This is a genomic window from Nisaea sp. (assembly GCF_040217065.1).
Classification (GTDB): Bacteria; Pseudomonadota; Alphaproteobacteria; order Thalassobaculales; family Thalassobaculaceae; genus Nisaea.
In genome coordinates this window covers 1-12,857 of record NZ_JAVJNX010000005.1, presented here as the reverse complement: position 1 = coordinate 12,857, position 12,857 = coordinate 1, and the positions used below count along the sequence as shown (strand labels likewise).

The following is a 12,857-nucleotide window of genomic DNA, read 5'->3' as shown; positions in this document are numbered from 1 at the left end:
CCTACACCGTGAACACCTTCTGAACCTCGTCACCAAAATGGTTGATGACCTTCACGCAAATCTGACCACTTTCGGGTCGCGGAAAAGGATGAGAAAGCGTCGTATGCAGGCTGGCCCAGGCTTCCTCATCGATCTCTGCCTTTAAAGCTCGCTTCAATGCCTTGTACGGATCGCCCGATGCACCGCCAAGGAAGTAGGCGTGGCGGACAAAAAAACTCTCCTCGTCGTAATCATCGTCGATGAACCAACAAGCGATGTCATCGGCGGGATTGTCGGAAGACTTAACCTCCCCCGTTGTAGGATCGAAGATGTCCACGCCCTTGATCTCTACCTGGATCATGTTGTCACCAGCGCCCCGGACCTCGATATCTGGCTCGCCAAAGACCACGAACAGGTTACCTGCCCCCGTGTTTTTCAGCTTGTCACCCATGCGGATGTCCTGATTCATCCGTGCCTTCAGGACCTTGAGCCGGCCGAAGTTCAACATGGTATCATCCACCTCGGGCGCAAACTGGAACCCGCAGATAATCAAAATATCGAAGGCATCGCGTGCTTCTCTTGCAGCACTGCGGACGAACTCATAGCCCACGGCATCGTATTCCGGGCCAATGGCGATAGCCGCACGACGGGTGGCCCCACGTTCTTCATAACGACCTTCGAAGGCGACATAGCCCTTACCTGGCCATGGCTCAATGGAGTCGAATTCCAGCCGCTCGCCCTTCTTGGTGTTCTGTACGCCCGCGACCTTCAGATGTTCCATGACCACCTGAGCGAAGTCGGTCTGTTCCTTAGGCACTACACGAAGTGGCAACTCGCCCTCCTCGTCACGCAAACTATCGAGGATGCGCGGGTCATCGTCAGACGGGATCACGCGATAGGGGGATAGACTCTCGACGGTGAATGGCCCGGCGACGCGGATGGTCTTGGGGTCGTCACATGGCTTGTCATAGAGGAACTCAGCATTCCGGTTCCCTTCTCGCTCGATGGCGGCGTCGATGGCGCTTTGCCGCACGATGCGGGCCTCCCAGAAAGTTTCAAGCGCCTCCTCCGCTGCCTCGGGCCATTGAGTTACTGGCTGTTCCGGCAGAGTCTCAAACGTCCAGTTTTTTTTGCGTGCCACGTTCAGGTCGGCCAGAGCATCCTCCGCCTTGCGGCGTTTGGCTGGGATCGCGTCTGAGGCCCACGACTTAGCGAGCGCATAGAGCTTCTGATGAGCTTCAAGCCACGGTGTGCCGGGGTCTCGGGGGACTTCCCATTCCATGAAGCCGTTCTTGGGAGCAGGCTCACCCGACGGCATCGTAACCTCGCCTTGCGCCATAAAGTCGATCACATCGCCGCGGCGCGCTCCGTTACTGACCGGGAACGGTTCCGGCATGCTTTTCAGACTGTCGTTTAACGCGGTCAACGCAGATTCGACTGCGGGATGCATTTCCTCCCACAAGGTGTCGATCTGGGTATTCCCGGCAATGTCGCGGAGCTGTATGTGCGGCACACGACGATAGACGAAGCCAAGAGTTATGTCAGGCTTGTGCTTCTCTCGACGCACTTCCGCCAGCCTATCGGCATGCGCAGCCAATCCTATAATCTCGGCCTCTTTTTCGAGACCAATTTCAGTATCGCGCAGCAGGTAATATGGATATCGCGTCCCCATGATCCGCGCTCGTGCAAGAGTTAAAGCGACGCGTGACGTGTCAATAGTGATCCAGCGCCGTCCCCATTGCTCGGCCGCATAGGCGGTCGTACCGGAACCACAAGTTGGATCGAGCACTAGGTCACCAGGGTCCGTTGTCATCAAGATGCAACGTTCCACCAACCTAGGCGCAGTTTCCACAACGTAGGATTTGTCGCTGGCAGCTCCTATATCGGTCCACACGTTATTGAGCGCAAAGGACTTAAAGTCGTCGAACTTGCGAACATATCGAATAGCGGTTTTCTGTCCGATAACCCGTCCCGCTCGCTGGAGACGACGCATCCCAATTTCGCTTGTCTTCCATATGCTTTGACGGGTCGGTCTAAAGATTTTTCCAGTCTCGATTACCGGGAACCATGAAGCCGCACCTTCCTGCTTCAGTGATCCGTGGCTGCCGGTCGATTGCAGCTGGTCGGCAGTAAACAATGCGGAGTCGTCTGTTAGGTTCCCGACTCTTTCTTCGGCGGAAGCAGGTCGAGTGGTACCGTCAGAAAACATGATTGAGCGATAATGAGCTCCTCCATCACCGCCAGGAGTCTTCTCCCGAAGAAGCGCTCGATACTTAAGGCGATTAGGTTCTTTTGAATACCAAATTACATAGTCCGCCACACCCGCAATAAAGTCGTTTGTTGCAGAAGTTGTTTTGGTTACGGAAATAAGTGAAACAAAGCTGTCTGGTCCAAAAACCTCGTCTAAGAGCGCTCGAACACGGTGCACATTCTCATCGCCTATCTGGACAAATATCGAACCCGTTTCTGTCAGCAGGTCTTTCGAAACCACCAACCTGTCTCTTAGATAAGAAAGGTATGTGTTGACACCATCTTTCCACGTGTCACGGAAAGCTCGAATAACTTCAGGTTCGCGGCTTATGTGAGCAGATGTGCCGTCATTCACATCTCTAGAGCTTGTTGAGAACTGCCAGTTTGAGTTGAACTTGATGCCATAGGGGGGATCCATATAAATGCATTGAACCTTGCCTCGGAGGTTCTCGCGTTCGGCGAGGCTCGCCATCACCATTAGCGCATCGCCGAGGATCATCCGGTTTTGCCAGTTTTGCTCGTGCTGATAGAACTCCGTCCGCGCCTCCAGTTCTTTCGGGCGACCATTGAAATCAGCAAAAAGGTCGGGGATGTCCGCCTCAGCTTCTCGGCGCCGGGACGTGTCCCGCTTTAGCCGTTCGATAATGGCGCGCGGGTGGATCTTCTCCTGAATGTATACCGGCGGCGCATCGACATAGAGATCGGTCGCGTCCTCAGCATCCTTACCGCGCCAGACAAACTGCGGGTCAAAGTCGAGATTGCGCGGATAGCGCAACTTGATCGGCCTTGCCTCATCCTCCTCCACAAAGCCCTGTTGCTCGGCGGTGGGGATCATGGTGCGCTTTGCAGCGTCGTGGTTGTAGTTCTCGACTTCCTGCGGCTTCGAGGGTTTCTTCGCCATGTTATTATTCCTCTGCCCGCGCTTCTGTTGCATGAATCAGGATGGCCTGCTTCACAAGCCGTTCTTCAATCACAGATTCGAGGCTGTCCTTACTCAGATCTCCAAACTTGTAGTCACCATTCCAAGACATGAAGGCACGGGCCATGAAGCCATGTAGGCTCTGACGGCGCATTTCCGGTATGCGACTTGGATCGATCTCCACCATCGACCCAGCCCGCAGGATGGAGATACCTGTTTGCGAGTAAAACCAGACATAGGATTCCTGGGTCACACCAAGCATCTTTCTGCACTGATCGAAGACCCGGTCATTCTTGGTGATGGGTGCGCTATTCATCATATCGAGCGAAAACGCGGGGACCATCTTAGCTTGGATCAGATACCCCTTGGAAACGTCGAACCCGCGCCCGGACATTCGAAGGACAAGACCGAGATCCGCCCCAAAGCGGCTTTCCTCGGACTTGGCGCCACGCCAGGGCAGCTTCCGGGTGATGACCTTCCATCTAATACCTCCTACAAGAACGCCATCGACGCTGCGCTCGATCCGATCGGCCATGCGGGAGGTAAAGTCATCCTCGTCATGAACTGTATGATCAATACGGCGGCAAAGGTCATCAGTCTGCGACACGATTTGCCCAACAACCGCTTGAATGGCTTCATCAAATCTGTGGAACATACTTACGCGACTCTTGAGGAAATTGACTGACCAATGAAGTTCTTCACATCACCGGAGAATGTGTAAGGATTGTCTAGTTCAATGAATGCCCAGCGACCAAACCGTCCCAGTGCATTAACGCCTGGCACCCAGCGGGTATTCATTGTGTCGGCCTTCGCCGCGTCCTGTTCGGTGCGCCGTCCCTTAACCTCGACCACTAGGTAAATTGGGTCATCAGGGCCATTCCCATCATCCAACCTAAGAATATAATCCGGCCGGTAGCGGTGCGTTTCGCCCCGGTACTCGTATGGTACTTCAAAACCGAGATTGTGGTTCTTGACGTAGGCCAGACAGATATCTGAAAGCTCCCGCTCGATGGCCGTTGCGAAAGCTTTCTCCCAATCCTGGTCGGCGATGACATAATTCACATGGCAGAGAGCCGGATTGGTGCTGAACAAATCTGACTTAGAGGTGGCAAAGTCGACAAAGCGGGTCGAGCCTTCTTCATTGTAAGGGTTGGGGATGGCCCGAACGAACTCCCGCGACGAGGACGGCGCACACGCGCGGGCAATTCTTTCCGCGGCCTTCTGCGCCATCGGGCGCCACAGGAACACCCGCTTCAGAGCCTCACGGTTCTGACCGTGACACGTCAGGCATTCCTCAAACCAACGTTCGGTAATCCGTAACAGCTCACCAAAGCGGTGAAGTGGAATTTCGGGCGCAGGTGATTGAGGCTGTTCTTCACCCGGGGTGAAGAGCTTTGGCTTTGAGTCCTCGCGGATGTAGCGGCGTAAGGTGTATCCTGCGACCGCATAGTAGACAGACTTCATCCGCTGGCTTTCATAGTTGCCCAAGCTTAGCTCGATCCCTTCACCGACAATTGGTTCAACGTCCGTTGAAGTAGGAATGTCGTCCGGAGTGACGGTAAGTTTCGAATCGTCCGTGAAGTTGGCGACCAGAGGCCCCCGCGGATAGGCAACGCGATACCCTGAGATGTTTGGAAAGCGAATTTCACAGGATTCCCGCTCTTGCAGAGCTCGGACTCTTGTCATTCGTGGCGGCGGAGTGATTTTCGCGGGCGTTGGATTCTGTGTGAAGTCGAACGGAATGCCCAGAACGTCAGCATATTCGGGCAACAGCTTGCCGTCCTCTCCGGGCGTGTAGCTAACTCTACGCAAGCCGCGCCCGACCACCTGCTCGCATAGTAGCTGTGTGCCAAATGCACGGACCCCAAGAATATGGCTGACAGTATTGGCATCCCAACCTTCAGTAAGCATTGAAACCGACACAACGCAGCGGATTTCCCCGCCCAACTTGCCCGGCTGACCGACCGTGTTCATGACCTCACGCAATATGTGGGCGTCGGTCAACTTTTCAGCCGCCGAAGCTCCATCACGACGCGCAACCTCATTCCTGAATTCATCAATCTCTTTAGCCGCCGCCTTACGGAAATCGTCTGGCAGGGAATCTCCAGATTCAAGCGCTTCGCTATCGATCAGGATCGTACGAGGCTTGTCACGCCAATGAGCTGTCTCAGTCACGTTCGAGAAAAGCTTCAGCTTCCCTTCGATCAACCGCCCCCTCACCTCTCCAGAATTTTCTTCCGAACGCTCATACCCAGAGATGAAATCATAAATCAATTTCGACGTGGCAGTATTATTCGCAACAACAATAAAAACCGGAGGTCGGCCTATATTGGATTCATCCCATTCCTTGAATGTCACTTCATAGTGATGATAAAGAGCCTCGACCGCACTACGTAACAGTTCTGGAAGCTCTTCAGGGTCGAGCGATCCTGCGTCTTTCTTTCGGCCTTTCTTAGGAAGCGAATTCTTTGGAAGATTGGCGTAAAGCGCGCGGTACTTCGGCATATCGCCGGAAACCGCATCATCCAAAACCGGCAATCGGGGGGTCTTCACGATTCCGCACTCAATGGCATCCATCAAAGAGAAATCCGAAACCACCCAAGGAAACAAAGTGCCTTCAGGATACCCTGATCCACGAAGGAAAAACGGTGTGGCAGACAAGTCGTACACCGTCTGAACTTCGCGATCTCTAGCTAAGGCCTCGATGCCGGAAATCCAAACCCGTGCAGCCTCATTATTCTTTTTGGCCTCATCCTTCTCTTCTGTATCGAGTTTGTTCTCCTCACTCTCCCCCGGCTTTTCTCGATAACAATGATGAGCTTCATCGTTCAACACAATCACCCGTTTAAGCCCCATGAGCTTGGATGCAACACGCTGAATCATTTGCCCTTCAGTCTCGAGGAAACGCTTCGGCTCTTCACCTCTGTCGGCCAGGATTTTTCTAGCCTCCGGCTTCACGGCAACCGTCTCTCGGAGCTGAAATGCATGATAATTGGTCACGACAACACGCGCTTTTCGCAAGTCGCCGAGCATTTCTGGCGGCACGAGACGTCGCTTGGGATCTTCGAAATAGTTTCCGCTTTCTTCTGGCTGAAGCACCCGCAAGCGGTCACGAATGGTGATCCCAGGGGCCACGATCAGAAATCCATTGGTGAACCGACTACTTGTTGGACGCCTCGCCGCATTGATCGCCTGCCAAGCAATCAAGAGAGCCATGACAGTCGTTTTACCCGACCCCGTTGCCATTTTTGCCGCAATGCGAAATAGCCCGGGATTTGCAGCCTGATTGGCTGCCAACAGCTCCTCGCGATAAGACTTGGGCGCGACCTCAGTTAGCCAGATGATGGTCTCGACAGCCTCTAGCTGGCAGAAAAAGTAGGGGAATTCTCGAACCGACCTGTCGCGCCACCATCGTAGAAGACGTTCCGTTTCAGGAGTGACGCTCCATTTCGACGAAGGCAACCCTCGCCATTTGTCGACCTCTGGTCGAACGAGCTTCACTAACGTGTTTTGGCTACCAAGATCATCGGCTCCGAGTTCGAACTCTGTTTGTCCGCCCGATCGTCGAGGAGCCGCGACTGGCACGACATATCCAGGGTCGCGTCTGCCCTGTTTTGTTTTACCTGTAGGCTGCCCCTTCGAATCTAAAATCCAGTGTTCGGCGGGCTCATCGTATGGCGTATTCAGAATTGGATTGATTTCAAAAGGCTGCACCACCTCAACGCCCCCTCGCCTCTAAGTTGCTACGACTTTCTACGTTAACCAGCTCAATGGCAACCGGTCTTTCGGAGCGTTAGAGATCAGACCGAACTCCAGACTGTTGCAGGATCAAGCGGTCTGATGCCTGCGGACAATGGCTTCCTAAGGTTTAGGATGCGCACCACACCCACGTTACCCCCAAACATTTTTATTCGGGGCCAAGATCAACCGTCTCTTTTTTAATCGAATAATTAAAACAATAACCCATCGATATTATTGATGTGATCTTTTTTCTTTCTCTATTCTCATAAAATATTGAGAATTACTTATAAAAAGGAGAATTGACATGAAATTTTTAGAAAAGTCCGGTGATCAGGATAAAAAATCGATCTTCGATCAATCTGTGATCTGGAGAGTAAGACTAAGTGCCGACTTTGCCGAGCAAGAAGGCAAGCGGGCTAAGCCCCACACCGCAGTCGTGGTCGAAAGCCCGTATCGGAATATCGCGCTTGATGCGGCCCACAATGCTTTACACCAGAACAAACATAAACTTGACCAATGGGAGTCGATCACCATCACGATTTGTAAGCAGCCGAAGCTGCCTGCGGATACGGTTTGATACCGCAGCTGCGCTCTCAGGACGTCACCTCCAACAACGACTATTCTGAGGGTAACCGCTGGGCTTGAAGGTCATCCGAGACACAGCGAGTCCAAGTCAAATAGCACTGGTCTATAGGATGACCCACTCGCTCTGCAGAATTTTGCCTTAAGAGATCGGCGAGCGACGCTGGCGTCATGAGCCGACGACAGCATGCCAAGCTTGCGGTTGAAAATATTGGAGCCGCGCCTTCTACCCGGGCCACCGAGGCGAATGCAGCCTTGAAAGCGCTGGCTCGGGCGCTTGGCCGCGCTGCCGCCCGGGAACTTACACGGAGCGCAAGCGATGTCCTCCCCTCTGATGACGGTGAAGCAAGCTGCTGACCTTTTGAACCTCTCCACCAAGACCATCTACCGATCTATCGAAACCGGCGATCTCCCGCATCACACGTTTGGACGCGCGATCAGGATCAGCAAAGTCGACCTCGAGTTGTTCGCCAACAAACACAAGAGGGGAGGCATCTTCAGTCATCACCAGTCCTAGCCGGATGGTCCGCCAAACAACTCTCGTGAAAACACCCGGTTCACTTAACGGTATAAAACAAACTGGGGGTTTTCACGAAAAATGACGCAATTCCACGACAGTCATCACGAGAGCAAAAAGGGTCAGAACATGGGTTCACGAACGGCCCCCAAGATGAAGGAACATCTTACCCTTGGCGACATCCGGGAGCGCTGCACCGAATTGCTGCCGGACTGGAGCAAACGGCGACGGGCGGATCTCCGCTCCGCGATCAAGAAATTCGCGGAAGCGTCCGGCAAGCCGGCGACGACCATCCATGCTGACCCTGAAATCATCCGCATTCTGATCGACAAAGCCAGCCCTCAAGTCGCTGGTATCTCCAAATCAAGATGGTCCAACATTCGGTCATTGATCGAAGCTTGCTTGTTCGAATTGGACGTCCTGACCATCCGTGCTCGCCAGCAATGTGCGCTCACCGCAGCGTGGCAAGCGAATATGGATCGCGCCGAAAAGCTGAAAACAGTAGCTCTTCTGTCTAAATTCGCCCGCTGGTGCTCTCGCGACGGAATTGAGCCGGATATCGTTAATGACAAGACTTTCCTCCAGTTCGAGGCCGAGCTAACCGATTTTTCGCTGGCAAAAAACCCCGTTACATCAGCTGCTGAGGCACGACGAGCCTGGAACCAGGCGGCTTCTCGGATCGACGGTTGGGTTGGAAATCCAGTTCTGCACCGTTGCCGCCGCCCGACGACTACGATGCAGTGGAGTGCTTTCCCTGAGAGCTTCAAGAATGACGTCGATGCGTACGCGGAAGCGAGAGCCAAGCCGAGCAAGTTCAACGAATCCTTCGACAAGCCGCTCAGGCCGGCGACGATCAGAGGGCACGTCGCCAATCTCCGACGTCTTGCAGGCATGCTGGTTCGGGAAGGACTGGATGCGTCGAGTGTGACCTGCATCACCGCGCTTCTGACCGCGCCAAATGTCAAGGGAGGCCTCGATCTGGCCTGGGGAAATGACGAAATCGCCTCCCCGATGGCCTGTCAATATGCCCACGATTTCGTGTCAATCGCGCGGTTTCTCAATTTAGAAGATAACACCTTGTCTCAGCTCATTAAGTTTTCCCGGCGTTGTAGACGCCCGCAATCGGGGCTGACCAAGCAGAATCGTCAGCGTCTCCAGCGTTTTGATGACGAAGACGCTCTTAGAGCAATGTACCTCCTGCCAGAAGGCATCGCCGCGCGTCTGAGAGGCCTTAGCGACATTGCCTATGCCGATGCAGTTGATATGCGATTGGCGGTATGCATCGAGATATTGCTGATGGCGCCACTTAGGCGAAAGAACCTAGCGCTCCTGGATATCAACAGGCACATCGCCTGGCCCATCTCGGCAGATGGAGAGTTGCAGATCACTTTCGAAGAGCCGGAGGTCAAGAACTCGGTACAGCTAGAGTTCCTTTTGCCGGCGGAGAGTACGGCACTCATTCGCGATTACGTGGAGCGGTTCCGCCCGGTGTTGATGGCACAAGAGAGTACAGCGCTTTTCCCCGGTGGTGTCGGAGGGTACATGACGCCCAACAGCTTGAGTCGTATTGTCCGGCTTGGCCTCAAGCGGGAGCTTGGAGTCGAGTTCAATGCCCATCTGTTTCGGCACTTCGCGTGTCAAAATCATCTGCGTCAGAACCCGGGTGACTATGAAACTCTGCGACGGCTTTGTGGTCACAAGAAGCTCGAAACGCTTGTGAACTTCTATTCTGGTACCGAGACAGAAGCTGCGATCAAACAGTTCCACAAGAGCGTTCTGAAGATCCGTGAGCCGGATACGACTGCTGACTTCGGCGACATGGTTTAAGGGGAGACGTTTCGATGAAACTCAGCCCCATTCCGGTTCACAACTGGCACCCGGTTGACAGGGAACTCTGGACTCGGGCCCAGAAGAAGGCGAGCAAACTCGATGATCCCGGCTGGGCCGCGCACTTGCGTCCAGCCACGATCGGGCTTGCAGAACGCGGGTATGGGCTTTGGAACTCCTGGCTGATTAATCGAAATCTGCTTTCAAACGGCGCTTCTCCCAAGAATCTCATCACAAAGAAAGACGTCCTTCGTTTCGCAGAAGAGTTCTGTAAAGGCCGCTCTGGCAACACAGTGCATCTAGCGCTTCGAGGTATCCATACCGTAGTCCGCGCGATGGAAGAAACCCGCGACTACGGGTGGCTAGATCACATAGCTCGTCATTACGCAGCGACGCCGAAGACCAGGAACAAAGCTGCGCGGCTGGTGCCAATCGATGCGCTGTTCGCATTCGGCCAGGAGCTGATAGACAAGAACAGAGGTCCACTCCCTCTGACGTCGTTTGCTGCTTACGAGTTCCGCGACGGCCTAATGATTAGCTTCCTCGCCGCTCATCCGGACCGCCGGCATAATTTTCAGGATCTCCGCCTAGGCGACACGTTAGTTCAAGACAAAGTCGGATATCTTGTTCAGCACGACGGCGCCCAAATGAAAAATCACAAGGCCCGCTCCTATAGAGTGATCGACAGCCTGACCCCTCACCTCGATCTGTATTTCTCTCGTGTGCGGCCTGTTCTGATGAAGAACACCAAGATTGAAGCTGATACAGGTCATGTATGGCTCAGCCAATACGGCAAACCTATGAGCCCCGCCTCCATAAGCAGCCGCATATCGGATCTCACGAAATCCAAATTTGGCAAAGCAATTCCGCCACATTTCTTCCGCGACTGCGCTGCTACGAGCATTGCGTTGGAAGACCCGGGGCACGTCTGGATAACCAAGGAGGTGCTTGGCCATTCGAGCATCGCTACAAGCCAAAAGGTCTACAACCAGGCATGCAATCTGAGCGCCTCTCGCCGTTTCACAACAAGCACCACAGCTCTCCGAGCCTTATTGAAGCAAGACGTGATTGACTAGCCCTAGTGTCCGCTTAAAACTGTGTCGAACCAAGGCCAAGGAGGGCACGGTTCGGCAGATCAGATCTGAAGGAGCCCTCCAATGACCCGCACCGCTATCTATGCCCGTTACTCGTCCGACAACCAGCGCGACGCTTCGATCGAGGACCAGGTCCGCCTCTGCCGCATGCGTGTCGCGCAGGAAGGCTGGTCGATCGGCGGCGAGTTCTGTGACAGGGCTATTTCTGGTGCATCCATCATTCGCCCCGGCCTGCAGGACCTGCTGGAAGCCGCACGGTCCAAGCGTTTCGACGTCGTGGTCTGCGAGGCGCTCGACCGCCTGAGCCGCGACCAGGCGGACGTCGCCCAGATCTACAAACAGCTTAAGTTCTGCGGCGTCTCGATCTCGACGCTCTCCGAAGGAGCCATCTCCGAGCTTCATGTCGGCCTCAAGGGCACCATGAACGCCCTATTTCTCAAAGACCTCGCAGACAAAACCCGCCGGGGCCTTCGCGGCCGCATCGAGCAAGGCCTTTCCGGTGGGGGGAACGCCTACGGATATGACGTCGTCCATGGCACCGGAGCAGATGGGTTGCCGGAACGGGGCAACCGAAGCATCAACGCAAGGCAAGCCGCAGTCGTCCGCGGGATCTTCGCTTTGTTCGCAGCCGGCCACTCTCCCCGTGCGATCGCCCAACGCCTGAATAACGAGGGTATACCAGGCCCCTCCGGCAACCTCTGGCGCGACACCACGATCCGCGGGCACATCACGCGCGGCACGGGGATCTTGAACAATGAGCTTTATGTTGGGCGCCTCGTCTGGAACCGGCAGCGCTACATCAAGGATCCGGAGAGCGGCAAACGTGTCTCCCGATTGAACGATCTTTCTGAATGGGTTGTCATAGACGTGCCGGAACTCCGCATTATCGAAGACTCGCTCTGGGACAAGGTAAAGTACCGCCAACAGGACATCCGGCACTCTCCCACGGTCGAGAAGTCCCGCGCGTCCCGGTTCTGGGAGCGCAGGCGAGCAAAGCACCTTCTGACAGGCAAGGTTTTCTGCGCCAACTGCGGCAGCAGTTTTGCCGCCGTTGGACGGGATTATCTTGGCTGCTCGACAGCCCGTGCGTCCGGCGCCTGCAGCAACAAGGCGTCCATACGTCGGGCCAATCTGGAGAACCACATTGTCGATGCACTCAAGTGCAACCTGATGGCACCGGATCTCGTCGAAATATTCATAAAGGAATTCCATGCCGAGACGAACCGGCAGCGGGCTCTTGCCGACACAGAAAAGGGGGCAAGCAAGAAGGAACTCACGTCGGTGATCCGCAAGCTGGACGGTCTCTACGACGCGATCGCAGACGGACTCCGCACAGACGGCCTGAAGGCAAAGCTCGAAGATCTGGAACGTCGAAAGACTGATCTGGAACAGGAACTCGCCGATGCCACGCCGGCACCGCCACTTCTGCTCCCGAACCTCGCTACGCTATATGCGGACAAAGTCGCGAACCTGCATGAAGCCTTGAATCAGGAGGAACTGCGCACCGAGGCACTGGACATTCTCCGCGAGCTGATTGACCGAGTTGAGATAGGCTCTAGAGCAGACGACGGCTCCCGCCCGGTCGAACTGACCGGCGACATCGCCGCCATGATCGAGACCGCGCACAATAAAAAACCTGCCTCAGATAGGGCGGGTGTTCTCGGTCCGTACGCTTGTTCGGCAAAAGTGGTTGCGGGGGTAGGATTTGAACCTACGACCTTCAGGTTATGAGCCTGACGAGCTACCGGGCTGCTCCACCCCGCGCCATGGGTGTGATTGTGTTGCATTGTGGAGGTTAAGATTTTTGTCTTGTCCCGTAGATGACCTGGCGGCGACCTACTCTCCCACGCCTTAAGACGCAGTACCATTGGCGCGGAGGGTTTTCACGGCCGAGTTCGGAATGGGATCGGGTGCGGGCCCCTCGCCATGACCACCAGGTCATCAACGG

The 12,857-nt window shown here is 54.9% G+C and carries 8 protein-coding genes, 1 tRNA gene, 1 rRNA gene and 1 pseudogene; 5 read left to right on the top strand and 6 right to left on the bottom strand.

The window, feature by feature from the left end; genetic code table 11:
* Window position 1: 1 nt before the first annotated feature.
* Genes RH950_RS04850 through RH950_RS04840 form a run of 3 tightly spaced genes read right to left on the bottom strand, consistent with a single transcriptional unit; the run spans window position 2 to window position 6,865 of the window.
* Window positions 2–3,130 carry a site-specific DNA-methyltransferase gene (locus tag RH950_RS04850; protein ID WP_350054270.1) on the bottom strand — a complete coding sequence of 1,043 codons (3,129 nt, stop codon included), beginning with the start codon at window positions 3,128–3,130 and terminating at the stop codon, window positions 2–4.
* Between the two features lie 4 nt (window positions 3,131–3,134).
* Window positions 3,135–3,803: a hypothetical protein gene (locus tag RH950_RS04845; RefSeq protein ID WP_350054268.1), complete on the bottom strand. Its 669-nt coding sequence runs from the start codon at window positions 3,801–3,803 to the stop codon at window positions 3,135–3,137.
* 2 nt (window positions 3,804–3,805) lie between these two features.
* The gene (locus RH950_RS04840; RefSeq protein WP_350054266.1) at window positions 3,806–6,865 is read right to left on the bottom strand and encodes a BPTD_3080 family restriction endonuclease; all 3,060 of its coding nucleotides are present in this window, start codon (window positions 6,863–6,865) and stop codon (window positions 3,806–3,808) included.
* Between the two features lie 328 nt (window positions 6,866–7,193).
* Between RH950_RS04840 and RH950_RS04835 the strand changes: the two genes are divergently transcribed.
* The 5 genes and pseudogenes from RH950_RS04835 to RH950_RS04815 form a co-directional block, all read left to right on the top strand.
* Window positions 7,194–7,466, top strand: a complete 273-nt coding sequence (locus RH950_RS04835) for a hypothetical protein (protein ID WP_350054264.1) — start codon at window positions 7,194–7,196, stop codon at window positions 7,464–7,466.
* A 324-nt stretch (window positions 7,467–7,790) separates the two neighbouring features.
* On the top strand, window positions 7,791–7,988 hold the full coding sequence (locus tag RH950_RS04830; RefSeq protein WP_350054262.1) for a helix-turn-helix domain-containing protein: 198 nt from the start codon (window positions 7,791–7,793) through the stop codon (window positions 7,986–7,988).
* A gap of 81 nt (window positions 7,989–8,069) precedes the next feature.
* Entirely contained in the window at window positions 8,070–9,815 is a 1,746-nt protein-coding gene (locus RH950_RS04825) for a tyrosine-type recombinase/integrase (RefSeq protein ID WP_350054260.1), read from the top strand.
* A 14-nt stretch (window positions 9,816–9,829) separates the two neighbouring features.
* Window positions 9,830–10,891 (top strand): tyrosine-type recombinase/integrase, encoded by a 1,062-nt coding sequence (locus RH950_RS04820; protein ID WP_350054258.1) that lies wholly within the window; start codon window positions 9,830–9,832, stop codon window positions 10,889–10,891.
* Window positions 10,892–10,972: 81 nt separating this feature from the next.
* A pseudogene (locus tag RH950_RS04815) lies at window positions 10,973–12,010 on the top strand (recombinase family protein); the annotation flags it as partial.
* A 345-nt stretch (window positions 12,011–12,355) separates the two neighbouring features.
* Here the strand turns inward: RH950_RS04815 and RH950_RS04810 are convergent.
* The 3 genes from RH950_RS04810 to rrf form a co-directional block, all read right to left on the bottom strand.
* Window positions 12,356–12,535, bottom strand: a complete 180-nt coding sequence (locus RH950_RS04810) for a hypothetical protein (RefSeq protein WP_350054256.1) — start codon at window positions 12,533–12,535, stop codon at window positions 12,356–12,358.
* 61 nt (window positions 12,536–12,596) lie between these two features.
* Window positions 12,597–12,673 (bottom strand) — tRNA-Met (locus RH950_RS04805).
* Between the two features lie 59 nt (window positions 12,674–12,732).
* Window positions 12,733–12,847 (bottom strand): 5S ribosomal RNA (gene rrf / locus RH950_RS04800).
* Window positions 12,848–12,857 lie beyond the last annotated feature (10 nt).